The sequence below is a fragment of the Phascolarctobacterium succinatutens genome (genome assembly GCF_023497905.1).
Lineage (GTDB): Bacteria > Bacillota > Negativicutes > Acidaminococcales > Acidaminococcaceae > Phascolarctobacterium_A > Phascolarctobacterium_A succinatutens.
Map to the genome: position 1 here is coordinate 2,079,471 of NZ_CP097284.1, position 26,007 is coordinate 2,105,477.

Annotated in this window: 25 protein-coding genes and 1 pseudogene; 7 read left to right on the forward strand and 19 right to left on the reverse strand. The window is 44.1% G+C overall.

Annotated elements, in window-relative coordinates:
* Nucleotides 1-2 precede the first annotated feature (2 nt).
* Entirely contained in the window at nt 3-2,105 is a 2,103-nt protein-coding gene (locus M5E81_RS09975; protein WP_009146477.1) for an RNA degradosome polyphosphate kinase, read from the reverse strand.
* The gene (locus M5E81_RS09980) at nt 2,105-3,655 is read right to left on the reverse strand and encodes a Ppx/GppA phosphatase family protein (protein WP_249747420.1); all 1,551 of its coding nucleotides are present in this window, start codon (nt 3,653-3,655) and stop codon (nt 2,105-2,107) included. The genes M5E81_RS09975 and M5E81_RS09980 overlap by 1 nt, the downstream gene beginning before the upstream one ends.
* A gap of 214 nt (nt 3,656-3,869) precedes the next feature.
* Between M5E81_RS09980 and M5E81_RS09985 the strand changes: the two genes are divergently transcribed.
* On the forward strand, nt 3,870-5,402 hold the full coding sequence (locus M5E81_RS09985; RefSeq protein ID WP_249747421.1) for a Ppx/GppA phosphatase family protein: 1,533 nt from the start codon (nt 3,870-3,872) through the stop codon (nt 5,400-5,402).
* Nucleotides 5,403-5,466: 64 nt separating this feature from the next.
* Here the strand turns inward: M5E81_RS09985 and M5E81_RS09990 are convergent, their stop codons facing one another.
* From M5E81_RS09990 to dcuC, 10 genes are all read right to left on the reverse strand, one after another.
* Nucleotides 5,467-5,751: a hypothetical protein gene (locus M5E81_RS09990; RefSeq protein WP_249747422.1), complete on the reverse strand. Its 285-nt coding sequence runs from the start codon at nt 5,749-5,751 to the stop codon at nt 5,467-5,469.
* An 87-nt stretch (nt 5,752-5,838) separates the two neighbouring features.
* Nucleotides 5,839-6,879 (reverse strand): IS30 family transposase, encoded by a 1,041-nt coding sequence (locus M5E81_RS09995; protein WP_249746999.1) that lies wholly within the window; start codon nt 6,877-6,879, stop codon nt 5,839-5,841.
* A gap of 84 nt (nt 6,880-6,963) precedes the next feature.
* Complete coding sequence (locus M5E81_RS10000) at nt 6,964-7,230, reverse strand: hypothetical protein (RefSeq protein ID WP_249747423.1); 267 nt, start codon at nt 7,228-7,230, stop codon at nt 6,964-6,966.
* Between the two features lie 222 nt (nt 7,231-7,452).
* Nucleotides 7,453-7,605, reverse strand: a complete 153-nt coding sequence (locus M5E81_RS10005) for a hypothetical protein (RefSeq protein ID WP_249747424.1) — start codon at nt 7,603-7,605, stop codon at nt 7,453-7,455.
* 31 nt (nt 7,606-7,636) lie between these two features.
* On the reverse strand, nt 7,637-8,770 hold the full coding sequence (locus tag M5E81_RS10010) for a M20/M25/M40 family metallo-hydrolase (RefSeq protein ID WP_249747425.1): 1,134 nt from the start codon (nt 8,768-8,770) through the stop codon (nt 7,637-7,639).
* Nucleotides 8,771-8,846: 76 nt separating this feature from the next.
* Nucleotides 8,847-9,404, reverse strand: coding sequence for a manganese efflux pump MntP (locus tag M5E81_RS10015; RefSeq protein WP_009146470.1), 558 nt, complete (start codon nt 9,402-9,404; stop codon nt 8,847-8,849).
* A gap of 31 nt (nt 9,405-9,435) precedes the next feature.
* Complete coding sequence (locus tag M5E81_RS10020) at nt 9,436-9,918, reverse strand: threonine/serine exporter family protein (protein ID WP_050787138.1); 483 nt, start codon at nt 9,916-9,918, stop codon at nt 9,436-9,438.
* A complete protein-coding gene (locus tag M5E81_RS10025; RefSeq protein ID WP_249747426.1) occupies nt 9,909-10,700 on the reverse strand; it encodes a threonine/serine exporter family protein in 792 nt (263 codons plus the stop codon). Before M5E81_RS10025 ends, M5E81_RS10020 begins: the two co-directional genes overlap by 10 nt.
* The gene (locus tag M5E81_RS10030) at nt 10,700-11,392 is read right to left on the reverse strand and encodes a uracil-DNA glycosylase (protein ID WP_249747427.1); all 693 of its coding nucleotides are present in this window, start codon (nt 11,390-11,392) and stop codon (nt 10,700-10,702) included. The genes M5E81_RS10025 and M5E81_RS10030 overlap by 1 nt, the downstream gene beginning before the upstream one ends.
* A 107-nt stretch (nt 11,393-11,499) precedes the next feature.
* Nucleotides 11,500-12,756 (reverse strand): C4-dicarboxylate transporter DcuC, encoded by a 1,257-nt coding sequence (dcuC, locus tag M5E81_RS10035; RefSeq protein WP_249747428.1) that lies wholly within the window; start codon nt 12,754-12,756, stop codon nt 11,500-11,502.
* 113 nt (nt 12,757-12,869) lie between these two features.
* Between dcuC and M5E81_RS10040 the strand changes: the two genes are divergently transcribed.
* Nucleotides 12,870-14,069: an IS256 family transposase gene (locus tag M5E81_RS10040; RefSeq protein WP_249747429.1), complete on the forward strand. Its 1,200-nt coding sequence runs from the start codon at nt 12,870-12,872 to the stop codon at nt 14,067-14,069.
* A gap of 316 nt (nt 14,070-14,385) precedes the next feature.
* On the opposite strand, the gene M5E81_RS10045 is transcribed toward M5E81_RS10040, so the two are convergent.
* The 5 genes and pseudogenes from M5E81_RS10045 to M5E81_RS11455 form a co-directional block, all read right to left on the reverse strand.
* Nucleotides 14,386-16,395 (reverse strand): LTA synthase family protein, encoded by a 2,010-nt coding sequence (locus M5E81_RS10045; protein WP_009146465.1) that lies wholly within the window; start codon nt 16,393-16,395, stop codon nt 14,386-14,388.
* A 39-nt stretch (nt 16,396-16,434) separates the two neighbouring features.
* Nucleotides 16,435-17,376, reverse strand: coding sequence for a diacylglycerol/lipid kinase family protein (locus tag M5E81_RS10050; protein WP_009146464.1), 942 nt, complete (start codon nt 17,374-17,376; stop codon nt 16,435-16,437).
* Nucleotides 17,377-17,378: 2 nt separating this feature from the next.
* Complete coding sequence (locus M5E81_RS10055) at nt 17,379-17,816, reverse strand: GtrA family protein (RefSeq protein ID WP_009146463.1); 438 nt, start codon at nt 17,814-17,816, stop codon at nt 17,379-17,381.
* Between the two features lie 532 nt (nt 17,817-18,348).
* Nucleotides 18,349-18,846 (reverse strand): PepSY domain-containing protein, encoded by a 498-nt coding sequence (locus M5E81_RS10060; protein ID WP_009146462.1) that lies wholly within the window; start codon nt 18,844-18,846, stop codon nt 18,349-18,351.
* Between the two features lie 317 nt (nt 18,847-19,163).
* Nucleotides 19,164-19,304: pseudogene (locus M5E81_RS11455) on the reverse strand (cyclophilin-like fold protein); the annotation flags it as partial.
* A 192-nt stretch (nt 19,305-19,496) separates the two neighbouring features.
* Here M5E81_RS11455 and M5E81_RS10065 point away from each other — a divergent pair.
* Together M5E81_RS10065 and lnu(C) are read left to right on the forward strand one after the other, a co-directional pair.
* Nucleotides 19,497-20,534 carry an IS1595-like element ISSag10 family transposase gene (locus M5E81_RS10065; RefSeq protein ID WP_002837184.1) on the forward strand — a complete coding sequence of 346 codons (1,038 nt, stop codon included), beginning with the start codon at nt 19,497-19,499 and terminating at the stop codon, nt 20,532-20,534.
* Between the two features lie 23 nt (nt 20,535-20,557).
* Nucleotides 20,558-21,052, forward strand: a complete 495-nt coding sequence (gene lnu(C), locus M5E81_RS10070) for a lincosamide nucleotidyltransferase Lnu(C) (protein WP_019543803.1) — start codon at nt 20,558-20,560, stop codon at nt 21,050-21,052.
* A gap of 50 nt (nt 21,053-21,102) precedes the next feature.
* Here lnu(C) and M5E81_RS10075 read toward each other — a convergent pair whose 3' ends face one another.
* Nucleotides 21,103-21,438, reverse strand: coding sequence for a cyclophilin-like fold protein (locus tag M5E81_RS10075; RefSeq protein ID WP_249747430.1), 336 nt, complete (start codon nt 21,436-21,438; stop codon nt 21,103-21,105).
* A 189-nt stretch (nt 21,439-21,627) separates the two neighbouring features.
* Between M5E81_RS10075 and M5E81_RS10080 the strand changes: the two genes are divergently transcribed.
* Nucleotides 21,628-22,506 (forward strand): LysR family transcriptional regulator, encoded by an 879-nt coding sequence (locus M5E81_RS10080; protein ID WP_009146460.1) that lies wholly within the window; start codon nt 21,628-21,630, stop codon nt 22,504-22,506.
* A 137-nt stretch (nt 22,507-22,643) separates the two neighbouring features.
* Here the strand turns inward: M5E81_RS10080 and M5E81_RS10085 are convergent, their stop codons facing one another.
* A complete protein-coding gene (locus tag M5E81_RS10085) occupies nt 22,644-24,221 on the reverse strand; it encodes an IS1182 family transposase (RefSeq protein WP_249747109.1) in 1,578 nt (525 codons plus the stop codon).
* A 191-nt stretch (nt 24,222-24,412) separates the two neighbouring features.
* Here M5E81_RS10085 and M5E81_RS10090 point away from each other — a divergent pair, with 191 nt between their 5' ends.
* Both M5E81_RS10090 and M5E81_RS10095 read left to right on the forward strand, forming a co-directional pair.
* Nucleotides 24,413-25,006, forward strand: coding sequence for a flavodoxin family protein (locus M5E81_RS10090; RefSeq protein ID WP_009146459.1), 594 nt, complete (start codon nt 24,413-24,415; stop codon nt 25,004-25,006).
* Between the two features lie 164 nt (nt 25,007-25,170).
* Nucleotides 25,171-26,007, forward strand: coding sequence for a 4Fe-4S binding protein (locus tag M5E81_RS10095; RefSeq protein WP_249747431.1), 837 nt, complete (start codon nt 25,171-25,173; stop codon nt 26,005-26,007).

The window sequence follows — 26,007 nt, forward strand, 5'->3', positions numbered from 1 at the left end:
TATTATCTGCGGCTGAATACAGGCTGCAGACGTTTTTCCATCGGCAGCTTGTCGGCAGTCACCGCCAGCTGCGCCATCTCGTACAAGGTGCTTTGTGCGCTCACAGGCTCCAGCTTGTTGCGTACACGGCGATAGGTACCGTTGGACTGCATCATATGCGCACCCACGTTATCGCGCAGATACAAGTCGAGCAGCGCCTTGATGCGATGGATATGCTCCTCTGTTTCTACCGGGAAGAACAGCTCAACGCGGTCATTAAGGTTACGCGGCATCCAGTCGGCACTGGAAAGATAGAGCTGCTCCTCGCCGCCGTTGGCAAACCAGAAGATACGGCTGTGCTCCAGCTGACGGCCTACAATACTGCGGACCGTAATATTATCGCTGATGCCTTCGATGCCTGTGCGCAGACCGCAGATACCGCGCACAATCAAATCAATATGCACGCCTGCAGCCGAAGCCTCGTACAGCTTCTGGATTACGGGCTGGTCAATCAGCGAATTCATCTTGGCGATGATATGGCCCTCACGACCGGCACGCACCATGGCAATTTCATTATCAATCAGCGCGTAAATTTTCTCGCGCAGTCCCAATGGCGCCATAACCAGCTTATTCCAAACCGGTGGCTCGCTGTAGCCGCTAAGCAGATTGAAGAACGCCGAAGCATCGCTGCCGAACTCGTCATTGGCCGTCATCAGGCCAAGGTCGGTATACAGCTTTGCGGTGCTGTCGTTATAGTTGCCTGTACCCAGATGCAGATAACGCCTGATGCCGTTATCCTCCTTGCGCACGATAAGAATAATTTTGGCATGCGTCTTTAAGCCGACTAAACCGTAGATAACGTGGCAGCCGGCTTTTTCCAGACGACGCGCCCAGAGGATATTGTTTTCCTCATCAAAACGCGCCTTCAATTCTACCAGTACGGTTACCTGCTTGCCGTTTTCCGCAGCACGCGCCAGCGCAGCAACAATCGGGCTGTTGCCGCTCACACGGTACAGTGTCTGCTTAATTGCCAGCACCTGCGGATCGTCGGCAGCATCACTCACCAGCTTAACTACCGGGTCAAAGCTTTCATAGGGGTGATGCAGCAAAATATCATTTTCACGGATAGCGGCGAACAAATCGCTGTCATCCGGCAGCTCCAGCGGACGCTGTGGCACAAATGGCTCATACAGCCACGGCCACATGCCCTTCATACCGATAAATTTAAAGAAGCAGGTCGGATCCAAAGGTCCGTTGATTTCATAGACCTCCATCTCTGTAACATCCAGATTTTCCTCGAGGAATTTTTTGATACGATTATTATTCGTTTTGAAGATTTCCAGACGTACAGCAGCTCCGCGCTTACGTTTACGCAGTGATTCCTCAACCTCCTTCATCAGGTCAACGCTGTCATCCTCTTCCAAGTCAAGGTCACTGTCACGCGTTACTCTGAAGGACACCATATCCAGAATATGGCAGCCCTTGAACAAATCGTGGCAATGGCTGGCGATAATATCCTCCAAAAATACGAAGGTACGCTTGCCCTCAGGCTCAACCTCAACAATGCGGTCCAGCACGCTCGGCACCTGAATCAGGCCCATGCTGTGCTCGCCGTCGGCCTTAATCAGCTCAACAGCAAGGTTCAGTGTTTTATTGGCCAAAAACGGGAAGGGACGCGAAGCATCTACCGCCATCGGCGTCAATACCGGGAAAACTACCTCGCGGTAATATTCCTCCAGCCAGTCCTTGCCCAGCTCGCTCAAATCCTTAACGCGGCGGAAATGCAGCTTCACCGCATCCATTTCTGCCATCAGCGCAATCAGCGATTTTGTCTGAGTGCGCACCTGCTCATGCGCTGCCTGCGAAATAGCCACCAGCTGCTCATGCACCGACATGCCGGAAGCATCGCGCTTTTCTACGCCGCTGTCAAAATTGCTCCACAGTCCGGCTACACGCACCATAAAAAATTCATCAAGGTTAGAAGCCGAAATGGCGATAAACTTCAAACGCTCCAGAAGCGGCGTTTCTTTACCCATCGCTTCCTTCAGCACGCGCAGATTAAATTTCAGCCAGCTCAGCTCGCGGTTATAAAAATACTCAGGCTTTGTCAAATCTAATTTTCCCATCACTTATTCACCCGTTCCAAAATCGGTTCAATACCAAAAACTTCCTCAAAGAAAGTTGATTTATCATCAAACGTCCAGATTTCCAACGTCAAATCCTCTTTGCTTGCTGCCAGAACCTTCAGCTTATTATCCTTCAGCGTTACACTGCAGCTGTGGATTTTTTGCATATAGCTGCGGTCTAAGGCATCAGCCAGACGCACAATGGCAGCCAGCTTGGCTACAACCGGCACCAGCTCCTTCTCCACCTGCGGAGCAAGCGTATTGGTCTTGTCAAACAGTCTGTTGGCATGATAATACGAGGCCAGCGCTACGATTTTCTTATCCTTCTCGCTCAGGCCGATAATATCCGTAGACATAATCAGCTGATATGTATAGATAGAGTGACTGCGCATACAGATGTATTTGCCTATATCATGCAAAATGCAGGTTGCACGCAAAAGCAGGCGCTCATGCTCACCCATGCCGTAAGCCTTGGCAATCTTATCGAAAATAATCAACGACAGGCGCTCCACCTGCTGGGCATGCTTCTTGTCATACAGATAACGGCTGCCGATGGTATGGAAAAGGCTGATAAGCTCCTGCTCCAGCTCCTTGCGCATTACAGGATTCGTTTTATTGCCGATATGAAGGAGCTGGATGCCGTCGATAAAGCGGTCTGCCGTAATAATAATTTCCTTGGCGGGAATCAGATGCAGCAGCTGTTCATAAAGCAGCACCGTAGGCAGTACAAGCTCCGCAACATTCTCCGGCAGCTTATATACCTGAATCAGCTGCGTCAGGCTCATCTGACGCATGCTGTCGAAAAAGGCATGGAAATCCGCTGCCTTGATGCGATGCACCTTCTGCTGCTCATCCAGCCCCAGCATACGCAGCAAAAGCTCCGTTTCCGTACCCGAAAGCACCAGATAACGCACCTTGCTGTCACCCAGCTCGTTTCTTACCGGGCCGATTGTGCTGCTGAGAAATTCCGTCAGCGCCTTGTTAAAATGCATGCTTTCACGGCGATTGCGCTCAAAGCTTTCCTTAATACGGATAATACCGATGTGGAAATTGCCCTGATAGCAGATTTTTTCGTCGCGCACCAACGTTACGCCCAAGCCGCCGGAGGAAATATCCATCATCAGCATGCCTTCACGCTCGGTAGAAATTTTTTCTGCCTTCAGCGTATTACGGATGGCCACAAATTTGGTATAAATCTCCTTCGGCATATCAACAACATCGACCACAAGGCCGGTTTTGTTATAAATCTGATCCAGCAGAAAAACCTGATTGCTGGCCTCACGCACGGCCGTTGTCGCCTGCATAACATATTCCTCTACACCGTATTCCTTCATCAGGCGCTTGAAGCCTATCAGAATCTCGCAGATTTCGGAAACAAGCGGAAAAGGAATTATTTTATTTTTAAAAGTTGCCTCACCCAAACGGATGCGTCGATTGCAGCATTCGACAACCTTGTACCTTTCGGTATTATGATATTCGGTAATCTGCATACTGAGCATCTCCGAGCCTAGATGAATCGCAGCAAAGGTTGTATAATTTTTACGCTTCATTAGCTAAGCCTCCAAAACAGTATATTATTGATATAATTCGTTTTTCTTAACAAAAATCCTGCGAAGAAATCGAGATTATACATTAATTTAACAAATTAACACGAATTTTACTTTTTTACGCAGGATTTTTTCCGCTTATGGGTAATATAATAAATATATCGTTAAAATAGAATAATCGGAGTTTAGAGGAACACCCCACAAGGAGAAAAGAAAAATGCAACGAATCGCAATTATCGACATCGGCTCCAACTCGGCCCGGCTTGTTATCAGCCATATTTATAAGAATGGTGCTTATAATATGGTCTATAACCAAAAAGAAGCACTGCGCCTGAGTCAGAAGGTCGACGAAAAAAACATGCTTACAGAAGTAGCCTTCAGCAGCACCATCGAAACCATGAAAAGCTTTGCCTATATGTGCAAAATTTATCAGGCTGACAAAACCATTGCCGTTGCTACTGCAGCCATCCGCAACGCTGCCAACGGTGCGGAGCTTGTCGCACGCGTTGCCGAGGAAACAGGCATCCAGCTGCACATCATCTCCGGCAATACCGAAGCCTATATCAGCTATCTTGGCGTTATCAACACCATCAACGTCAAGGACGGCATCATCTTTGACTTGGGCGGCGGCAGTACCGAGCTGATTCTGTTCAAAAACCGTAAAATTTTGGAAAGCGTATCCCTGCCTATCGGCGCAGTCAATACCACCTCCATGTTCAACACACGCAATGTCATGCCAGCCAATGTCTTTAGCGACGTGAGCTTTTTTATCATTAGCCGTCTGGAAAAGTACCCCTGGCTCAAGCAGAACGGACTGCCTCTCATCGGCGTCGGCGGTACCGCGCGTACGGTAGCTAAAATCATCCAGCGTGAAAAGAAATATCCGGCAACCAAAATCCACAATTATTCCTATACCGCGCAAACATATTGCAGCTTCTTCAACAGATTGCGCAACACAAATCTGGAGCAACGCAAAAAAATTTCCGGCCTCAGCAGTGAACGTAGTGATATCATTTTGGCCGGCATTAGCATTATCAGCTGCCTTTTGGAGGCAACGGGTGCCAAAAAGCTCATCACCTCCGGCTGCGGCCTGCGCGAAGGACTGTTCTTCGATTATTATTCCAAGGAAAACCACGTGCCCATTATAGCGAATGATATCCTTAAAATGAGCAGGGAAAATGTGTTAAACCTATATGAACCCGACCAGCAGCATTCCAGACACATCACCCATTTGGTGTTATCAATGTTTGACGGCTGGAGTGAGCTGCACGGCTTACGCAAAAATTATCGCCGTCTGCTGGAAACCGCTGCACTGCTGCATGACATCGGCATTACGATCAACTTCTACAGTCACGCACGTCATAGTGCCTATATGATTTTAAATGCCAAGCTCTTTGGTCTGACGCACAAAGAGCAGGTCATCACGGCAGCTATCGCCGGCTGGCATAACGGCGTTTCCAAAAACTATTTCAAGGGCCGTTTCTACAAGGAACTGCTTAGCGACGCCAACTGGAAAACAATCAACAAGCTGGCACTGCTGCTGGCATTAGCCGAAAGCCTCGATTATACGGAAACCTCCCAGATTCACGTTATTGAACCTGGCATCAACAAAAAGACTGCTACCTTAAAGCTCTATGCTCAAGGTATTCCCAGTATTGAAATGCATCAGATTCAGGAGCATCTGTCATGGTTCAAAAAAACCTTCGGTGTAGAGCTGAAGGTGCAGCTGGCGACAGCAGAAGAAGAATAAAGCAAAGCAGCCTCAGTATACGCATGCGTATGCCAAGGCTGCTGTTTTTATTTCATTAGTAATATTATTTTTGAGGTTTATAAGAATTTTTCGCTTCTTTAAGCATAGCCTTTATTTCTTCTTTATCATTACGTAAAATTTCATCAACTTCATGTTGTAATTTTTCCTCATTATTAAAATCTATTCTTTTTCTAGCCATTAAAGTAATAGCCTTTATATACACATAAGCTGATACTATTGTAATAGCATATGCAATCCCACTTTCAATAGCAGCACCAACAAAAGAGCCAAATACAGGTATAAATTTTAAAAGCTCGCCAGCACCTAGCAAAACTACATATCCTCCCAAGTTGGCTACTACTCCAGACGCAACAGTTTTTAAAATATTTTTAGAAAATGTCTAAATTGCAATAAGAAGTTGCACACTTTTTGAAAATTAAGATGCATAGATCTTATCCAACTCAAAGTCAAACAGTTCATCTGGAGTTTTATATCCCAGAATCTTCCTTGGAAGTGAATTACACCAATCAGCGATAAACATAATATCTTCGTAGCTATAATTGTCCATCCTCTTTCCTTTTCGGATGAATCTTCTGAGCAAACCATTATGGCGCTCATTACTGCCTCTTTCCCAAGAACTGTAAGGATGTGCGAAGTATATTTTTATAGAAGTGTCATTCTCTATTTGCGAGAGTTCTGCAAACTCGCTTCCATTATCGCTAGTAATTGTCTTAAACACCTGACTGAATTTAGTACCATAGTATTCCTTTAGGTAAGCAATGCCTTCGTTAACAGCAAAGGATGTTTTACTAGTTATTTTCAGTGCGATATACTTGCGTGTTATACGTTCCACAAGAGTCAACACCACGTTGTCACTCTTGCTTTTACTTCCTATAACAGTATCTATTTCCCAATGACCGAATTCATTGCGTTCATCCACATTAGAATCCCTCTCGTCTATGCTGCGACCCATATGCTTCAGATTTTTCTTTATGCTGCGGGTTGTTCTACGTCTTCTTACCTTTAATGGAAGGTCAATGTTGCGCAATCTAAGCAGCATGGAATCTACATAGTTATAGAGAGTCTTTACGCACACAATTTCTTTGAGAGGAAATAGATGATTGTCTAGGGCATAGCCATGGCAGGCATCCAAAGACCAGTGTTCTTGCAATACTTTTCGAACAGTCCAAGTAACAAAATTACTTGTAAGAAATCTTTTAGACTTGCAAATACTGTTGCTATGGCTAGCAATATAGGCACGTTGAGCACGAGCAGCTCCATATCTACCGGTATGAGGATGAGCACCACGCTTGAGTTCATTCCTGATAGTATTTGGAGCACAGTTAAAATACTTTGCCAGCTGACGAAGAGAATACTGTTTAGAGCTGTCAGACAGAATTCCTTGTAATTCCCTGCGGTCTCCTAAAGAAAAGTGTTTACCTTTTTGATGATTTGTGATATCTTTGGTGTAGTCCATTGTGATTACTCCTTAGTTAGTTTTTGTGTAGCAACTTAATCTTAACACAAAGGTATCACAATGGACTATTTTTTATTCAATTTTTCAGGTGTGCAATTTCATTATACAATGAGCCTTTTTAGAAAATGTTATTCCTATGTCAGAATTAATTCTCGCATACATTGCCCAAATATTAGCAACATTAGCTGCCGCACTTGCACCAGGGACAGGTATAAAAGAACTTCCTGCAGCAATAAATGCATGAGTCGTAATATCACCCTGTATTTTTTCCGGTAAGCCACCAATAGTATTTTTTTCAAGTGCCTTAAGGCAATCCATGATTACTTTTACCTCATGAGCTTCGTTACTCATAAAGTCCACACCCTTTCATAAACTTTCGCTACGAGCTGAAAATTTTTAGTCCTTGCGCTCATTATACTACGTCGTCCCCCCCCGTCAACCACATGTACATATAAAAAGAATTTTCTCTTCTATCTGCTTCAAAGTTAGGACAAAAAAAGGTCTGCATACGCATAAGTATACAGGCCTCAAGACAGCATTATAAAATTTTCTATGTTTAGTGGTTTATCATTCCTATATATTTAGTTCAGGATATTTTTCCATAAACATTTTTATAGCTTCTTCGGCAGGAATTACCCTTCCTGCTTTAATATCGCTTAAGCCTTCTAGCAAAGCATTATACAATTCCATGCGAGCTTTTTGTTGTTCATCAGTTTCCATATCCATCAGAATAAACCTCCGCCAAAATAATAGCTTTTTATTTTACCGCAGCCTTCAGAATACCATGTACCATCAGCGCGGAATTGTACAAATCCTCTTCCTTAATGTATTCGTCAACAGTATGCACATTAGCCATACCGGTGCCCAAAATTACGCTGGGCAGTCCGTAAGCATTCAGGAAGTTGGCATCACTGCCGCCGCCGGTAACCGTAATATCCGGAGTAAAGCCATGCATTGCGCAGGCAGCCTTTGCCAGTGCTACAACATCGCTGTTCTCGGCAACAGCAAAGGAATCATACTTGTTATCCACAAAAACCTCTGCCTTAGCGCCATATTTTTCAGCACTGGTTGCAATGGTTTCTACGATTTCCTTGCAGATAGCTTCCAGCTTTTCCTTATTACGGCTGCGCGCATCGCCCTCAATGGTTACCAGATCAGGCACAATATTGGTTGCCTTACCGCCGCCGATAATGCCGATATTACAGGTTGTTTCCTCATCAATACGGCCATAGCGTTTAACATCGGCAAGAGCCTTGGCAGCAATCATAATGGAGTTAATGCCCTTTTCCGGCTCCAGTCCGCCATGCGCGGTTCTGCCGATAATGTCGATTTTATATTTCTTCTGGCCGGGAGCGCCGACAACAATCTCGCCCGGTGCGCCTTCGCCGTCCAGTGCATAGCCAACGTCCGCACGCAGCTTGGAGCGGTCGAGGCAACGGGAGCCGTTAACGCCGCCCTCCTCGCAAACAGTGAAGAGAATCTGGATATCGCCATGCGGAGCGCCTTCCTCCAGCAGCATGCGAATACCCTCTAAAATACCCTCAACGCCGGATTTATCGTCACCGCCGAGAATAGTGGTGCCGTCGCTGTATAAAACGCCGTCCTTTTGGATAACGGTAGTGCCGCCGCAGGGCTCAACACCGTCCATATGTGCAGAAAGCAGCACGCGTACCGCACCTTCAACTCCTGCGCTGGCAGGCAAAAATGCCCACAGATTACCACAGTTGCCACCCAGCTTTTCACCGGCGTCATCCTCTTCCACCGTAAAGCCGAGAGCCTCTAATTTGCCTTTGAGCAGTTCGAATACCGGACGCTCCTGCAGACTGTGACAAGGCAGAGCAACAATTTCCTTAAATTCTGCGAGCATACGCTCCTTATTTACTTGCGTCATGTATATCTTCCTTTCTATGATATAAATTAAGCTCAGCGTGCCTAAAGGGGCAGCAAATCCGCTAAACTTTTATTCCTTAAATTATTCCTGTATGTTCCAGCAAAATTTTGACACCGATAAAAATCAGCACCAAGCCGCCGGCAACATCAGCTCTTTTGCCGGCCATAGCTCCAAGCTTAAAGCCTGCCAGACCGCCAAAGGCTGCGATAGCAAAGGTCACCACACCAATCAGTATGGAAGCGGACCAGATATCGGTATTCAAAAAGGCCAGGCTGATACCTACTGCCAGAGCGTCAATACTGGTGGCAATCGCCAGCACCGCCATCTCCTTCACGCTATAATCTTTTTTGACATGGCAGGCCTCGTTTGCTTCACGAATCATGTTGATTCCCAGATAAAGCAATAAGAAAAAGGCAAGCCAATGGTCATATTCCGTAATATAATCACGAAACGATACAGCGCCGAAATAGCCTATCACAGGCATCAAAAACTGAAATGCTCCGAACCAGCTGCCGAAGCGCAAAGCTCCGCGCAGTCTGTTATCCGGTATCAGCACCATACTGCCGCAAACGGAAACGGCAAAGGCATCCATCGCCAGGCCAACCGCCAACAGCAACAGTTCTGCTAAACCCATATTTTCATTCCCTCACTCACTACAAATAACCTTATTCTTTTTCTTCCTTATGCAACAGCTGCAGCAATCGTTTATGATCCTTGCTTATCTTAATTACACGGAATACGCTTGTCATAAGCATCATCCCCAAGGCAATAGCACTGGCATCCATGCCGGTGGTTATAAGGATGTTCATACCCGTGTCGTAATTATTTTCTATAATCGCTGCCATACCGCGATACATGCCAAGTCCCGGCACAATCGGGATAATACCCGGTATAACAAAAATGGTTACCGGCTGCTTAAACATGCGTGCCGCCAGTTCGCTCAAAAGTGAAAGCGCAACCGTGGCAAAAAACATGGCATAAAAAGAATCATACGCCATATCCTTGCGGATGTAGCAATAAACTACCCAGCCTACAGCACCGATAAAGCCGCTGACAGGCAAACTTTTACGCGGTGCCTGAAACAGAATACCGAAGGCAGCAGTAGCAATAAATGCAAAGCCAAAGGCTGTAAAATAATTTATGCCCACAGCTTCCACCCCCAGTGATACCATACAAGCAGGCTAAATGCCAGGCCAATCGCAATGGATGTAGCGAAAAGCATCGCCTCGGCGATACGCGAATTACCGGAAATCAAATCGCCGGCCATATAATCGCGCAGGCCGTTGGTAAAAGCTACGCCCGGCAGGAACGGCATCAGTGCACCTACGATGATGTTGGTACGTGTACATTCGCCGTCCATCTCACAGCAAAAAATAGCCAAAGCACCGATTGCCGCACCGGAAAGCGCATTCTCCCAAAAGGCACTGGGACGATAACCGCCCAGCTGCTTCAACAGCACCATTGAAAGACCGCCGGTAATAAAGGCCGCAATAAAGTCATGGCCGTTGCCTCCCAACATCGCCGAAAAGGCTGCCGAGCTTATTGCCGAAGCCATGCAGACACGCCATTTGCCGTATGGCGGAGCCTTATGACGCAGCTCATCCAGATACTCCAGCGTTTTTTCATAATTCAGCGGCCAGCGTTTCAGATTATAGGAAAAATCGTTCACCGCGCTGATGACGCTCAAATTGGTGCTGCGATAACGAATACGGCTGATAATCGTCGCACCTTCGCTTTCCTCATCGCCTAAAATAATAACCGTCGGCGTAACAAAAACATGAATATCATGATAGCCGTGCGTATGGCAGAAGCGGGAAATAGTGTCCTCTACTCTGGAGGTTTCCGCACCGTTTTTCAAAAGTGCCTTGCCCATGCCAAGAGCAATATGCAAGGTCTGCTCACGGCTTAAAGGAACAGCTTCCAATTCCATTACATCTCACCGCCTAACAGCTGCGCTACTGCCGCACGGAAGCGGTTGGCACCGCCCATAGACGGATGCGGCACAGCCATACATTCAACGCCGTAACGTGACAGCGTTGTCGCCGCCTTCTGACCGATAGCGACAATCTTCATCCCCGGACGCAGCTCCAGCAGCATCCGCGCGTACTCAATGCCTACATCAAGCTCGCTCGGTGAGGGCGTACGGTTAGTCAGCAGATTGCCTGCTTTATACGGATGAAACGGAAAAATATTCCAAAGAATAACATCAAAGGACGCAAGGCCATGACTGTTCAGCGCATTCCAGACAACAGTATCCGTGGGCTCGTTAAAGCCCTTCAGGCGCTGCGTATTGTTCAGCATTGCGCTGCTTGCGTCACTCGTGCGGCGGTAATCCCATTCGCCCAGCACACTTTTCGGCTCTACATCAGGATGATGCCCCAGCAGAATACGCTCCGAAGTAATAGCAATACCGCTGAAATGACCGCCCTGATAGCCCAAGGCCTCGGCAATAAACAAATAATGTGCATCCGCGCGCAGCTCCAGATAACGGCGCAGATTGGCACTGCGGATAACAGGAGCCTGCGGGCCTATATCACAGCTTGTATCAAAATCACGCCAGGGGTTAAAAACCTGCTCGCTGTGATAGCTCTGTAATTTATCAAGAAAAGTATTAATCTCCATAATTCCCTCCATGCATTATTATACCGCATAGAGGCAAGTCGTAGCAATAAAAATGGATGCGAAGCAAAAGTTCCGCATCCATTTTATACTTTTAAAAATATCAGATTTTAGAACAGCAGCAGAATCATGCCTACAACCAGCGCCAGGGTAATACCCAGAGCATTACGCTTGCAAACCTCCATCGGGTCTACACCGGCAATGCCTGCGCAGATAATAGTAGCGCCGGCAATCGGGGAAATAGTACGGCCGAGAGTACCGCCCAAAGCTGCAATAGAGCCCATGTTCATGGTTTCCAGACCAAACTGTGCCGCATGCGGAGTAACTGCTTCGTTAAACGCAACAGTTGCAGCGTCACCGGAACCGGAAATAAGTGCCAGCACAAACGGGCCGAAGGTAGCAGCAATTTTAACAATACCGGTAGAATTCAGCATCCAGTTAATCAGCGCCTTAATCAGTCCCAAAGCATTCAGGCCTGCTACGAAAACACCTACGGAAATAATAATACCGATGATATTAGCATAAGCATCGCCCATGCCGTCAAAGAAGCTCTTGGTCAGCTCAACAGGATTTTTACGGGTTACTGCCAAAGACAGGATTGCACCGATAACCATAGCGTGGGGTACGCCCATTTTCAGTACAGGCACCAGTTTAGTGCTGCCCAACAGCAGAATGATAACCGGAACCAGCGGCATGATAGCGAAAAGCGGATTGATGCCGAAGTTCTCGTCAACACCGGCTTCACCTTCCGGAACAAAGCCTCTGTTTTCCTTCAGCACAACTGCGAGAACAGTCAGTACAGCTGCAGCAATGATTACGCCGACCACAGTTGCCAGCATATGGTTGGCAATTACATCAGTAACCTGTACGCCTGCCAGCTTAGCGATAACGGCGTTATGTACCAGACCGGGGTTCAGCATACTGCCATAGGTACCGGATTTAACGGCAGCAGCAGCCATTGCCGGATGAATGCCTGCGGACATCATAATCGGAATAAAAATTACACCTACCGCAGCACTGCAGCCTGCAGCACTGGGGATAGCAATATTAACAACAAAGGTTGCCAGCGTAGCGCCGGGAATGAGCAAAAAGCCCATTTTTTTCAAAACCTTACCGATAGCGACAACCAAATGCTTGTCGCAGCCGGTATACTTCATGCACCAGGCAAAGCCCATGCAGGAACAAACAGAAGTAATCAGACCGGCATTAGTCATACTCTTGGCAAAAGCATCAAGAGAAGCCATCGGGTTGCCGGCAATGCAGCACATCAGAATACCAGCGGCAATCAATACCATTCTGGATTCATGTCGTTTCAACAAAAGATAAATTACACCGATAACAACGAGTGCACCTATTATCAGAAACATCTTCATTGATGACGTATAATAAGTTGCGCAAATTCAATTCAAAAAGATAGACATAGAGACTACCTTTGCTTACAATTAAGTTACCACACAAAACATGAAAGAAGGTAGAATCTATGTCTGGTAACATTATACAATTAAACGAGCAATTTATCCACAACGAATTGAAAACTATTGTAAAAAATAGTGTAGAAGAAACTCTCAATGCTCTTTTGGATGCAGAAGCTGACAAACTTGTACAAGCTGAACGCTACGCACGTGAGCAAACAAGAAAAGGTTATCGCGCCGGTCATTACGAAAGATCATTCTCTACTCAAGCTGGTGACGTTACTTTAAAAGTGCCTAAATTAAAAGGTCTTACTTTTGAGTCTGCTATTATTCAGCGCTACCAAAGACGTGAATGCTCCGTAGAAGAAGCCTTGGTAGAAATGTATCTTGCCGGCGTTTCTATGCGTCGTGTTGAAAGTATTACAGAGATTCTCTGGGGACAGAAGGTTTCAGCCGGAACCATTAGCAATCTGAATCAAAAATGCTTTGCTCAAATTGAAGAATGGCGCTCCAGGAAGCTTACAGAAAAGTACCCCTATGTCTTTGTAGACGGTATTTTTCTAAAAAGATGTTGGGGAGGCTCCTTTGAAAACGCCTCTGTATTAGTTGCTATTGGCGTCACAGAAGACGGATACAGAGAAGTTATAGGTACAGCCGAGGGCCTCAAAGAAGATACTGAAAGCTGGAAAAATTTCTTTGTATGGCTGAAAAGCCGTGGCTTAGATGGCGTAAAACTTATAATTGGCGATAAAAATTTAGGCATGGTAGAAAGCATAGGTGAAGTGTTTCCAAATGCCAGATACAAACGCTGCACGGTGCATATGTACCGTAATATATTCTCTGTAGTACCACGTAAAACTGTCAAGGAAGTTGCCAAGATGCTCAAAGCAATTCATGCTCAGGAGAATAAAGCAGCAGCTAAAGAAAAGGCAAAATCAGTAATTTCCAGATTACGTGAGATGAAACTTAACAAGGCTGCAGACAAACTAGAAAATGGTTTAGAGGAAACCTTGACCTATATGGATTTTCCGTCAGAGCATTGGCTACGTATACGTACCAATAACGTTATTGAACGTGTAAACAGAGAAATAAAGCGTCGCACAAGAGTGATTGGCACGTTTCCTGATGGTGAATCAGCATTGATGCTTGTATGTGCAAGATTGCGTTATATAGCCAGCAATGATTGGGGCAAAAAACGTTACTTGAACATGAAACATCTAACAGATATGCTTGCCGAAGAACTGTATTGTGAAGCAAAAATATCTTAAAAACAGCTAACTTAATAAGCAAAGGTATCTAAAGCAGAAGCTAGTTGATATTTAACGGTGAAGTGCACTAACCGTTAAACTTATATAACTAAACTTCTGCTAGGATGTCTGAAGAAATTTGCGCAAAACTATTGACAGTACCTCTTCATTCCCTCCATAAAATTATTTTTTTGCATTAATATTATATGTGATAGAACTGCTTTTGAAAAGTGTATTATCAATTGTATACATAATACTTGCTTTTTTCAGCTAAGTTTATATAGCAAAAGTATAAATACCGTCCCACATCTCTGCGGAACGGTATTTTTTAATAACTTTATTGGTGCCACAAGCCATAATAATGAATAATATAGTTTGTTAAAGCATCCTCATATTCTGTATCCGGTACAGGCTTATCCATCTGATCGACCAAATGACGCTCATCCGACCAGTAGAACGCCTTACCGCCAAAGTAGCCTAAGGCATAGGGAATATCCGTAGGCTGCAGAAGATTGCGGCCCATGAATTTTTCCGGCACGTCGATGCCTAGAAGATATAAAAGCGTCGGTGCCAGATCAATCTGCGAAGCATATTCATTGGTGCGCAGATTATTGAGAGGTGCCATGTTCTTCGACACAAAAATCAGCGGAATCGGTGCAATGCTCTGCTTATCATCAGCCTTGGTAACGAGCTTTGTGTACTCGCCGCCGCTGTGCGGATTATGGTCACTCGTAATGATGAACAGCGTTCTGTCATCCATCAGGCCACGCTTCTGTGCTTCCTTAAAGAAATGCTCCAACGTTTTATCAACCCAATAAACGCCGCGCACTGTAATAAACTGATTGCTGCGCACATTGTCCGGCATTTCGTTCCAGCTGAAGCCTGTATAAGGATAAGGCTGATGCATATCCAGGGTTTTAGTAACCATCACCAGACGGTCATTCTTCGCTTTGGCTTTTTCCAGCAGCTTCAGTGTTTCCTCATACATTACGTCATTATGGAAGCCCCAGCCGCTGGCACCGGTATAGCCCTGTTTTTCCAGATATTCCTTGGCATAGTATTCGTTCATTCCGAACTGCGTCGGATATTCGCGCAGCTCGTTTGCATAATACTGGCTGGAAGCATTCATGAAAATGCCGCGCATTCCCTGCGCCTGTACACTGCGGAACAGCGAGGGCGTATTTTTACCGGGAAGATCCTTATCCATAATCAGATGCGAACGGAATGTAGCATTCAGGCCCTGCGTTGTCGGCACGGCAGAGGAATAATACCTGTTCATATGCGGATAACGGATAACAAGACTATTCAAAAACGGAGTAGCTTCTTCGGGAATATCATGGTTATAGTAGTTGATGTAATCACGGTGCATGGATTCCAGAATCAGCAGAACAACTCTGTCATACTGCGGTTTGATTTTGGCAATCTTTGCTTTAGGCTCATCAATGCCCATTTCCGTCAGACGTGTTTTATCCTTGGCAGTCAGCTCGCGCTGCTCCACATGCTTGCCGCCGGCAATTTTATCCGTATCAAAAATTGCCTTGCTGACAAAGTTCACATTAACAGGAACGGAAAGCATATTGCGATAGTTCATGCGCGTCTTTTCGTTCTCTACCTCAGCGTACATACCGATAACATTTTCCACGCCGTACATGCCGGCATAGCCAAGCAATCTGTCGGTAAGGTTCAAGCCCAAGGTGAACATGGCCACACAAAGCAACGACCAGGCAAAGTTCGGCTTACGCTTTTGCGGTTTCGGTACATAAAACAGCAGTAAAATCACCACAATGCTGATAACGATACCGGCAATCATCGTGTTGCTCATCGTCGCAAAAATACCTTTAACAGCATAGATATTCAGGTTCTGGAAGAGAACGCTCTCCACGTGCATGGAGGTCTGCCAAAAGTAAAAACCGTCAAAGACCAGCGCTAAAGCGGAAAATACATAAACAGCAAAATAAAGGATTTTCATCCCGATGTTGGGCCATTTATGGTAGCACATTGCCATCAGCAGCACTGCAAAAATGTTATTGTTAATACCGGCAAGCACGGACAGGCTTGTCTGCAAACCTTTATCAAGACTAAGCTGGTTTACCATAAAAAAGGCTTCGCCCAGATAAAGAATACCGATAACAATAACGGGAAAATAGCGCTGCAATCTGTCCGGCACACGCTTACGCCGGTAATACAGTACATATGCTATCTCTGCCAAAACGCTGTCACGCAATACATGATCAAAAATCTGAAAGCCAAACTCATTCAGCGGAAAGGGGTGCGTTCCGCCGAAGCTTTGCCAGGCAAAAAATCCTTCTACTATGCAGGCCGCGATAATAAAAATCAGCCAGCCCATTTTTCTGCTTATCCTATTCACCTTACACCATTTCCTTGCTTACGCCAAAAACTTAATCGGCTCGGACTCCATCTCAATTAAAAGCGGAGCAGTTGTTACAGCATCTCCGTCAAGCTCTGCTGCAAAATTCTCTTCATTGCAGCGTATTTCCATTTTTTTCGCTGCACGGATAATAATATCATTATCCAGCGTCAGCGCCTCCATAGCAATGCAGGCCGCATAACGTATAAAATCCCCGCGCTTATCACCGGTAAACAGCGCCGCATGTAAAAGAGGTGACGAAAGCGACGCACCGTTAAAGAGGTTGTAACGTCCGGCATAATAGCGGCTCTTGCCTACAATAACAGAAGTTGCATCATACCACTCGGCTTCATCATCAAAACGCACCTGAAAGCGGTAACGCCAGTTGTTAAACAGAAATTCCTTACGCATAATCTCTGTTCCCTGCCAAACATAAGCAAGCTTGTTGAGCAGCTTTTTCTCCTTTTCGGTCACCTTGTCTACTACAAGGGAATCAAAGCCTATACCGGCAACCGTCAAAAAGACGTTGCCGTTGGCGCGTCCCAGATAAACAGGCACCTCTATACCTTTGGATACTCGTTTAAACCACTTATGCGGGTCCGCCTTCAGCAGCAGCTCCTTAGCCACCAGATTTACCGTACCGGCAGGAAAAACGCTGATGTAAGGCACATACTTGCGATTAGCCAGCTGTTCAATCATCGCTCTGATTGTGCCGTCACCGCCGGCAATTATCACCCAGTCAACCTTTTCCTCAACTATTTCCGCAGCAATCTGCGGTATCTGGTCAAAGAAGCGGATATCTCGCATTTCTGCATTTTTAGGTCCTACTAATTCCTTCACCAGCTTATAGGTTTCATTCACCTTAGCCATCATACTGGCAAAAAGCTGCTTACCGGAATTACGGTTATACAAAAGCACAACCTTTTTAAATTTTTTTACGTCTACATATTCTCCAGGCATATCTAACTCCTAAAAATCCATTTTTTACGTGAGAGATAGTTCCATACAACAACAATACAGCTTGTCAGCACCTTAGACAGCATCGGCTGCCAGTCAAGCAGGCTGACAAAAATATACATCAGCAGCAGGTTAAACGCCAAGCCTATACAGCTTACCAAAAACACCAGGCTAAGCTCCTTGCCGCGTTTGTAACGGCTGCCGCTGTCAAAAACCAAAACATTGCCCAAGAAATAATGATACAGTGTTGCCAAACAAAAGGATAAGGCTGTTGCCAGCATAGTCAGCAAGGTCAGGCTCAGCCCGGTTAAAAGATAGTGGAAGAAAATGTAGAACAAGGCCCACTCCACCAAGGCCGCCGTGCCGCCGACAAACAGATACAGCAAGAGCTTAATCAGCTCGCTGTCCGTATAATCAACACCAAATAATATTTTCCTGCGCATAGCGTACTCCAGTCATAGTATAATAGCTTATTATATCATCTTTAAGCGAAGTTTTCAAAGCTTTCCAGTAGAAGATACCGATGGTGACGTATTTATATATTTAGATAATTGTTGAAAAAAGATACACTGCCCGCTCCTTTTGTATAGCAGCATGACGCAGTAAAAAGCGTAACCATCATCGAATTCAAAGATGGCAAGCAGGCTTACCGTACAACAGTAAAGCCCTGATTCCCCTCTCAATATCGGTCTTCCCAGCCGATTTGTGGAAAAAGTTAGGCTATCATACACTCTAGTGATAGCCTCCACTTTTTATTTCAGATATTTCATATAGAAAGCTTCTATTTTATCAAAGGAACTTACATCAATCTTGCAGTACAAATCCGATGCACAACACCAGAAATAATCACCAGCTCCTTATTGTCTCCTTGTAGCTTTTTAATGGCATCTGAATTTAACTCAAAACCAAGAATAAAGATTGTAAAAATAGAGCGATGCTTTCGCACCGCTCTAAAAAATTTATAAAAATTTATTCTTAAAAGCTGTATTTTACTTCTTTATCCAGCACTACACCAGTTTCCGGATTAACATTCATCTCACCACGCAAACCAGATGCACTGAATTTCACTTCATATTCATATAATCCATGTTCTCTGTCCAATTTCAGTTCATAAATCGACACGTCACCAACTTCTTTGGCAACAATTGCTTTTACATCATCTTTGGACAAGATGACATTAGCGCTACCACCCAACGCTTTTCTTTCCATATTGTATTCTTTGATTTTACCATTTACCTGATATACATCAATTTCATATTTTGTCTGAGTAGCAGTATCAAAAAACTTCACTTCATAATATGGTTGCAGTTTTTGCAGTTCTGCTTCAGTATGCAGGTAAGTACTACCTGTTGGAACTTGCTTTTGCGCAATTGCACGAGCTTCTTCCGCACTAATCAGATTAGCAGCAAATGCTGTAGCAGAAATTGCCAAAACAGTCAGCGCGCCAGTAATAATAGCTGTTAATTTTTTCATGAGATAAACCTCCTTCAATGTGAAAAGTTAAACCATATTTAAAGTATACTAACTTTCTAGGATTTGTATTGTGAAGTCTTTGTGACTTCTTTAGAAGTTCCAACGCACGTCAGCGTGAAAATCCCAGTTCTTATTATACTCGCCGCCGACTGCACGCTCGATGTCAAAGTACGCATAGCTATCTTTGCCAGTTTTTACGCTCAAGCCTGCACCATAATTGACGCTTACGTTTTCTCTAAGTAATAAACTAAGGAAAGCTTAATTTCTTGTATTATCCAAAGAAGCTTTTTCTCTTGCTGGATTTACAGTTACCTTAATTAGTGCTCTATACTAAAATTTACTTTAAAATCGCTTTGCTGCGTACTCAAAATATCTAGTCCCTGTTCAACGTGTCCTAAATAAATCAAATCATCCGTATATCTGAAATCCTTATAAAACACACTTATATTACCCCATGGAACATAAACACACTTATATTACCCCATGGAACATAAACACACACATCTCCGGCCTTCGGAGCATGCCCTCGTGGCGCTCCGTCCCCGGTAAGCTTATTTTTAAAGGCTCTGTCACAACAAATGGTTGATTTTTGACGAGAAATAGCGTATAATAATAGTAAGAAACAGTACCACCGAAGGAGGTAATTGGATATGCCTACTATCAAAGACGCATTAGATATTATCGGTAAGTTGACTGTCGCAGAGCAGGAAAGCCTTAAAACAATGCTTTTAAGTCCTGCCTTTGTAAAGTCTTTGAATATTGAAGATTTCGTAGCAAAGGAACGCTTTGCAAATGGTCGTGTATGCCCTCTTTGTGGCTGTATCCATGTGGTTCGCAATGGTCATCGTAAAGATGGCACACAGCGATATGTATGTAAGGATTGTGGCAAGTCCTTCGTGATTGCTACGAACTCCATTGTGTCTGGTACAAGAAAAGACTTGTCCGTGTGGGAGCAGTACATTGATTGTATGATGAATGGCTTATCCATTCGTAAGACTGCTGTTGCTTGTGGGATTCACAGAAACACCGCATTCCTTTGGAGACACAAGATTTTGGATGCACTTCAGAATATGGCAGACGATGTTACCCTTGACGGCATTATTGAGGCTGACGAAACTTTTTTCGCCATCTCGTACAAGGGCAATCATAGCAAGAGTAAGACATTTGCTATGCCACGCAAGGCTCATAAGCGTGGTCATTCTACACATATCAGAGGCTTGTCCCAAGAAAAGGTATGTGTTCCTTGTGCGGTTAATAGGAATGGCTTGTCTATCTCCAAGATTACGAATACTGGTAGAGTTTCTACAAGAGATTTACATCATATTTATGATGGTAGGATTAAGACCAATTCCACTCTTGTTACGGACAAGATGAACTCCTATGTGAGATTTACAAATGCCAATGGCATTGACCTTGTGCAGTTAAAGACTGGCAAAGCCAAGAAAGGCATTTATAATATCCAACATATCAATAGCTACCATAGCCAGCTAAAGAGGTTTATGCGTGGCTTTAACGGTGTTTCTACCAAGTATCTGAACAACTATCTTGTGTGGAATAACCTTGTAAATTACGCCAAAGAAAGCGACATGGAGAAAAGGAACATCTTCTTAACTTTTGTTTTGGCAACATTGAAAACTGCTAAATGCAGAGATTTATCAAACAGACCAGCAGTTCCTCTGGTCGCCTAATTAGAATTTGTGGAGATGATAAGATGGTCAATATAACAGATGTAAAACAGATTCTTCAATTTGCAATAGATGCGGAGATTAAAGTCTTTCTTGATGGTGGATGGGGTGTAGATGCTCTTCTTGGATATCAGTCAAGAGCCCATAATGATATTGACATTTTTGTAGAAAAGAACGATTATCAGAACTTTATAGAAATAATGAAAGCTAATGGCTTTTATGAGATTAAGATGGAATATACAACATTGAACCATACTGTATGGGAAGATTTGAAAAACAGAATTATTGATTTGCATTGTTTTGAATATACGGACGAAGGTGAAATTCTTTATGATGGGGATTGTTTTCCGGTAGAAACTTTTTCGGGTAAAGGAAGAATTGAGGAAATAGAGGTTTCCTGTATTGAACCATATAGTCAAGTAATGTTCCATCTGGGATACGAGTTTGATGAAAATGATGCACATGATGTGAAGTTATTGTGTGAGACACTTCATATCGAAATTCCAAATGAGTATAGATAACTGCAAATAACAGTTTGTAGGGGAGTTCTGATACTCCCCTATAAAAATGGCTATTTATCAACTGTTTGTTGTGACATAGCCTTTTTAAAATAGCCAATCTTTTCGGTATGATTAAAATCATTCAGGTTTATCCCTGCGGGAAGCATATCAATTAAACGCTTCGCTGCCGCATTATCCGCAAGTACAACAATAATATTTTTACCATCAACCTGCAGCTTCAGCTTGGTTCCTTGCGCTGCAGACTGTGACTGCTGCGTTTTATTTTGAGCAGACTGCACTTTCGGTGCAGGATTCTGAGCTGCTTTACTATCAGGTGCATCCGCACCGGCGCAGCCGCTCATAAGCAATGTTACAGCTAAAGCTGTAGAAGCCAATAATTTTTTCATAGTAAACCTCCTTGCAGACATCATTATGTAAAACAGGATTTACCCTTCACCGATAATTATACTAACAGCCTAAATATGCGTCCAATACCTATAATAATTACCGTTACATGCTTTTTTTGCATAATCAGCAAGGCTGCGTTATAATAATGCCAAAAATTACAAGCATATCGATAGAAAGGAGCCGTCGCTATGAACTTTCGTATTCTCAACTATTTTCTGACTGTCGCACACGAAAAAAATATCACCAAAGCAGCTGAAGTTCTGCACATCACTCAGCCCACGCTCAGCCGTCAGCTCATGCAGCTTGAAGAAGATTTAGGAACTAAGCTATTTGACCGCAGCCAACATAAATTCGCGCTCACACCCTCCGGGCAGTTTCTCGTACAGCGCGCACAGGAAATTTTAGACATGGTAGAAAAAACTACGCTCGACATCCAAGACCAGGAGCAAAACCTCAGCGGAAGCATTGCCTTCGGCGCAGGTGAGTACTATGCTACACAAACACTGGCACAGCTTATCGGAGCTTTTCAAAGGCAATATCCGGCTGTAACCTTTGACCTTTTTACAGCTACGGCAGATACTCTGCTGGAAAAAATGGAAAAAGGGCTTATCGATATCGCTATCCTGCAGGCACCTGTCGATACAACAAATTATGACTATATTCATTTACAGAAAAAGGAAATTTGGGGTATTCTCATGCGCAAGGATGCTCCTCTGGCAACAAGAAAAGCCATTAAAGCCTGTGAGCTTTGCGGCCTGCCTGTTATTTTACCTGTACGCCTGCAAGTACGCAGTGAAATCTTCAATTGGCTCAGCGGCGATATTGCCAAAATACACTTTGTTGGCAACTGTAACCTGCTTGCCAATACAGCCGTACTCGTAGAACAGAATAACTATTACGCTATAACCATCAGGCCGCCGCTAATGAATGAAAACCGCTTTGTATTCCGTCCTTTGCAGCCGGCACTAAGCGGCGATATTCTGCTTGTATGGCGACGCGACAGACAGCAGAGCCATACTCTGCAAAAATTCATTGATTTTGCAAAATGCTTTTTAAGCATAGAATAGCTTTACAAGATAAGTATTAGACATGTAAATAAGAATCATTATAATTTTGAGGCTGGGACAAAACCACCCTCTCAAACTAAAGAAGGACTGGAATTTGAGTTTTTTCTCAAATTCCAGTCCTTTTACTTCGCGTAAAATTAAGCTGCAGCTGTATGCTGCATATATTTTCTTAAATTTACTGCCATCAAAGCCAAACCCATTTCTATTTTTGCTTTGAATTTTCCTCTTACCGTAAATCTGTTGAAACGCAAATTAGCCTTCAAGAATCCAAAGACTGGCTCTACATCAATTTTCCTTCTCTTGTAGATTTTGCCAGTCTTATTGTCTGAAAGCTGTGCTCTAATATATTCTTTTTGCTGTTCCCATTTTACGTTTATACTTATTTTCCTGTTATTGCCTTCTTTGGCCTTGCAACACTGACTGCGGTATGGGCAATTACAACAATCTTCGCATTCGTATACTCTAAAGTTTATCGCAAAGCCGTTCTTATCTTTTCTTTGGGAATTATATTTAAATATCAATTTTTTGCCGTTTGGACACGTATAGTAATCATCAGCATTATCATAATCCCAATTAGCGGTCTTGAAAGCATCTTTTTTATATCTTCTTTCCTGCTCTTTCAGATACATGCCATAAGTAATTAACGGTGTCAGTTGTCTGTTTTCAATAATGTCGACATAGTTTTCCTCACTGCCATATCCAGCATCAGCTACAATATATTCCGGCAAAGCAAAATAACTGCTTTCAATAACATCTAGAAATGGTTTAAGTGTGCGAGTATCTGTAGGATTGGGAAATAAGTCATATGCAAGAGCGTATTGGCCTTCTGTTGCTATTTGTACGTTATAACCTGGCTTCAGCTGGCCGTTCTTCATATAATCTTCTTTCATACGCATAAAAGTAGCATCTGGATCTGTTTTGGAATAACTGTTTCTATTCTCCATAATAGCAAGTTGTCTGTCGTATTTTTGTTTTCGGGCAATATTATCTTTTAAGATTTTTCTGAGTTGCTTCGGACGTTTCCTTTTGTGCCTTATTCGTTTACGTTTTTCGACAGAATCAGATTCAGCTATTTCTTTGTCCATAACCTCAATAGCTGAATCAAGCTTTTCGACCACCTCAACCATCTCTTTTTCGTTAATCGTAGCTTCTTGCTCAAGCTCCATGGCAGGAATTATTTCCTGCTCAACCAATTCATCGTATATCCGTCTGGAATTTTCTATCAGACTTATACCATATTTTTCTACAGCCTTTTTCCATACAAAGCTGAATTTGTTGGCATTGGCTTCTATCTTTGTTCCGTCTATGAAAATAGCTTCATTATTTATTATCTTTTCTTTTATAAGTCGGGCTCTGAACTGAATAAAACACTGACAAAGCAGTTCCTGCATGTCTTTGTTGCTTCTGAATCTGTTAATAGTGCGGTAGCTGGGTGAATATCCCTGAGCTAACCACATCATACGAATGCTGTCAGATAACAACGCTTCTATTTTTCTACCGGAAAATACCGACTGAGAGTAGGCACACAATAATATTTTGAGCATCATTCTCGGGTGATATGCTGGGCAGCCCGTTTCTTTGTAATATTTATCAAAGGCCTTTTTGGGAATACTTTCAACCAAATTGTTTACGTGCCTTGCGATATCGTTATCCTGAATTTTTATTTCTAAATTTAGAGGCAAAACCAGCTGATTTATGTTATAATTTTTGTACATGACGAGTTCCTTTCCTTGTTTTTGTTATTTTGTGGTGATTTAATTCTAACAGAAAAGCAACTCGTTGTGTACTTTTAGCACTAAAAAACCAGTGGAAATTTACCTGACGGTAAAACTCCACTGGTTTTTCTGTTTAAGGTTGGGTTTTGTCCCAGCCTCTTTTGATTGTTATTTTTTGATGAGGAAAACTTATGAACAGACATGATTTTATCAGGCTCGCTGTCGCAGGCTTCGGCACCATGCTTGCCAGCGGCGCAGCTATCAACTTTCTGTCTAACAAAAATACGCCTGAAGCGAATGTGCCTGCCGCTGAAGCAGCACAGCAGCCAACACCAAACGGCAAACAGCGCATCGTTGTCATTACAAGCAGTCCGCATAGAAACGGCATGACCAGCGTGCTAGCAGAACAATTTATCAAAGGCACAGAAGCCAAGGGACACAGCGTCTTTCGCTTCGACGCAGCGTTTCATAATATTCATGGCTGCCTGGTCTGCGATGCCTGCGGCATGAACGGGCTCTGCGTGCAGAAGGAGGACATTGAAAATGATTTGATTATGCGCCTCGTTAATGCTGATTTAATCGCGCTCATCACGCCCGTTTATTATTGGCACGTCAGCGCGCAACTCAAGACCTGCATTGATAGATTTTACGCACGCACAGGACGTATCAGCGGCAAGCAGAGCGTTCTGCTCGCAGCAGCAGGCAGCGACGTTCCCTGGGCTATGGACTGCCACACTCTCAGGCTATATGCGCTGGCAGAGCCGTGGCACTTTGCTCGCCACTAACTGCAAAACCCGCAAGGATATTTTGAAAACCACCTATCCGCAGGCTGCCTATGATTTAGGTCACAGCTTATAAAAAACTCTTGACCGATAGCAACAATCGCAAGCTATAATTTACTTGACTTGGAGTTATCTCCAAGTCATAAACTAAAAACGAAGGAAACGCTATGCAAAACCTAACTTACAATCTCAAACGCACTGTCGGTTATATCGTCGGCTTCATACTTTTCTACGAGCCGTTCATGTTCTTCAACCAAATAGCAAGTACTTTCATCACCGACACAAGCTTCAACTCGATTCACGTTCCCTGTGCACGTATTCCGCTTGCGAACATCGTCACAGGCGAATGGCTTGCGACAAGCACGATTTCACTAATCTTTTGCCTGCTACTCGCCGTAACCTCGCTGTGGTTCGGTCCGCTCTTTTGCGGCAAGCTTTGCCCTACCGGTGCCTTCAGTGAACTGCTTGGCAGCCTGCTGCCTGACAAATATAAAATAGACTGGGTAAAGCTCGTGCCCGTGCTGCCGCTACGTTATGGTTTTCTCATCGGTTTTCTTTTTTCCATCTGGCTGGGCTTTGGCATTCCCTGCACCTATTGCAATTATTATTCTTTCGAGATTTTTATCAACTTGTTTCTCACAGAATATTTCTTAAACACGCTCTCCTCGCTCATCGCCACGTTCTTTTTAGCGAATGTCTTCTTAGGGCTTTTCACCAAAGGTGGACGCGGATATTGCCTGTTTACCTGTCCTGTTGGCACATATAATTCCTTGTTTCACATTTTTGGACGTTTTGTTCCCGGTGCTTTCGCCATGCAGGTGCGCAAAAACGCCTGCATCGGCTGCACCAAATGCGCGCAAAACTGCCCCATGCGTGCGATAACCATGCACGAACGCCAAGCAACGATTGACAGACGACTTTGCATCATCTGCGGCAAGTGCGCGCACGTCTGTCCGAAACAAGCTATCTGCTATCAAAGCAATCTGGCGAAGGAGAAAGAGTAA

What these genes read in the sequence shown, in the direction of transcription:
- M5E81_RS09975 (WP_009146477.1), bottom strand. Translation starts at nt 2,105, where the DNA reads ATGGGAAAATTAGATTTGACAAAGCCTGAGTATTTTTATAACCGCGAG.
- M5E81_RS09980 (WP_249747420.1), bottom strand. Translation starts at nt 3,655, where the DNA reads ATGAAGCGTAAAAATTATACAACCTTTGCTGCGATTCATCTAGGCTCG.
- M5E81_RS09985 (WP_249747421.1), top strand. Translation starts at nt 3,870, where the DNA reads ATGCAACGAATCGCAATTATCGACATCGGCTCCAACTCGGCCCGGCTT.
- M5E81_RS09995 (WP_249746999.1), bottom strand. Translation starts at nt 6,879, where the DNA reads ATGGACTACACCAAAGATATCACAAATCATCAAAAAGGTAAACACTTT.
- M5E81_RS10000 (WP_249747423.1), bottom strand. Translation starts at nt 7,230, where the DNA reads ATGAGTAACGAAGCTCATGAGGTAAAAGTAATCATGGATTGCCTTAAG.
- M5E81_RS10005 (WP_249747424.1), bottom strand. Translation starts at nt 7,605, where the DNA reads ATGGATATGGAAACTGATGAACAACAAAAAGCTCGCATGGAATTGTAT.
- M5E81_RS10010 (WP_249747425.1), bottom strand. Translation starts at nt 8,770, where the DNA reads ATGACGCAAGTAAATAAGGAGCGTATGCTCGCAGAATTTAAGGAAATT.
- M5E81_RS10015 (WP_009146470.1), bottom strand. Translation starts at nt 9,404, where the DNA reads ATGGGTTTAGCAGAACTGTTGCTGTTGGCGGTTGGCCTGGCGATGGAT.
- M5E81_RS10025 (WP_249747426.1), bottom strand. Translation starts at nt 10,700, where the DNA reads ATGGAATTGGAAGCTGTTCCTTTAAGCCGTGAGCAGACCTTGCATATT.
- M5E81_RS10030 (WP_249747427.1), bottom strand. Translation starts at nt 11,392, where the DNA reads ATGGAGATTAATACTTTTCTTGATAAATTACAGAGCTATCACAGCGAG.
- dcuC (WP_249747428.1), bottom strand. Translation starts at nt 12,756, where the DNA reads ATGTTTCTGATAATAGGTGCACTCGTTGTTATCGGTGTAATTTATCTT.
- M5E81_RS10040 (WP_249747429.1), top strand. Translation starts at nt 12,870, where the DNA reads ATGTCTGGTAACATTATACAATTAAACGAGCAATTTATCCACAACGAA.
- M5E81_RS10045 (WP_009146465.1), bottom strand. Translation starts at nt 16,395, where the DNA reads ATGGGCTGGCTGATTTTTATTATCGCGGCCTGCATAGTAGAAGGATTT.
- M5E81_RS10050 (WP_009146464.1), bottom strand. Translation starts at nt 17,376, where the DNA reads ATGCCTGGAGAATATGTAGACGTAAAAAAATTTAAAAAGGTTGTGCTT.
- M5E81_RS10055 (WP_009146463.1), bottom strand. Translation starts at nt 17,816, where the DNA reads ATGCGCAGGAAAATATTATTTGGTGTTGATTATACGGACAGCGAGCTG.
- M5E81_RS10060 (WP_009146462.1), bottom strand. Translation starts at nt 18,846, where the DNA reads ATGAAAAAATTAACAGCTATTATTACTGGCGCGCTGACTGTTTTGGCA.
- M5E81_RS10065 (WP_002837184.1), top strand. Translation starts at nt 19,497, where the DNA reads ATGCCTACTATCAAAGACGCATTAGATATTATCGGTAAGTTGACTGTC.
- M5E81_RS10075 (WP_249747430.1), bottom strand. Translation starts at nt 21,438, where the DNA reads ATGAAAAAATTATTGGCTTCTACAGCTTTAGCTGTAACATTGCTTATG.
- M5E81_RS10080 (WP_009146460.1), top strand. Translation starts at nt 21,628, where the DNA reads ATGAACTTTCGTATTCTCAACTATTTTCTGACTGTCGCACACGAAAAA.
- M5E81_RS10085 (WP_249747109.1), bottom strand. Translation starts at nt 24,221, where the DNA reads ATGTACAAAAATTATAACATAAATCAGCTGGTTTTGCCTCTAAATTTA.
- M5E81_RS10090 (WP_009146459.1), top strand. Translation starts at nt 24,413, where the DNA reads ATGAACAGACATGATTTTATCAGGCTCGCTGTCGCAGGCTTCGGCACC.
- M5E81_RS10095 (WP_249747431.1), top strand. Translation starts at nt 25,171, where the DNA reads ATGCAAAACCTAACTTACAATCTCAAACGCACTGTCGGTTATATCGTC.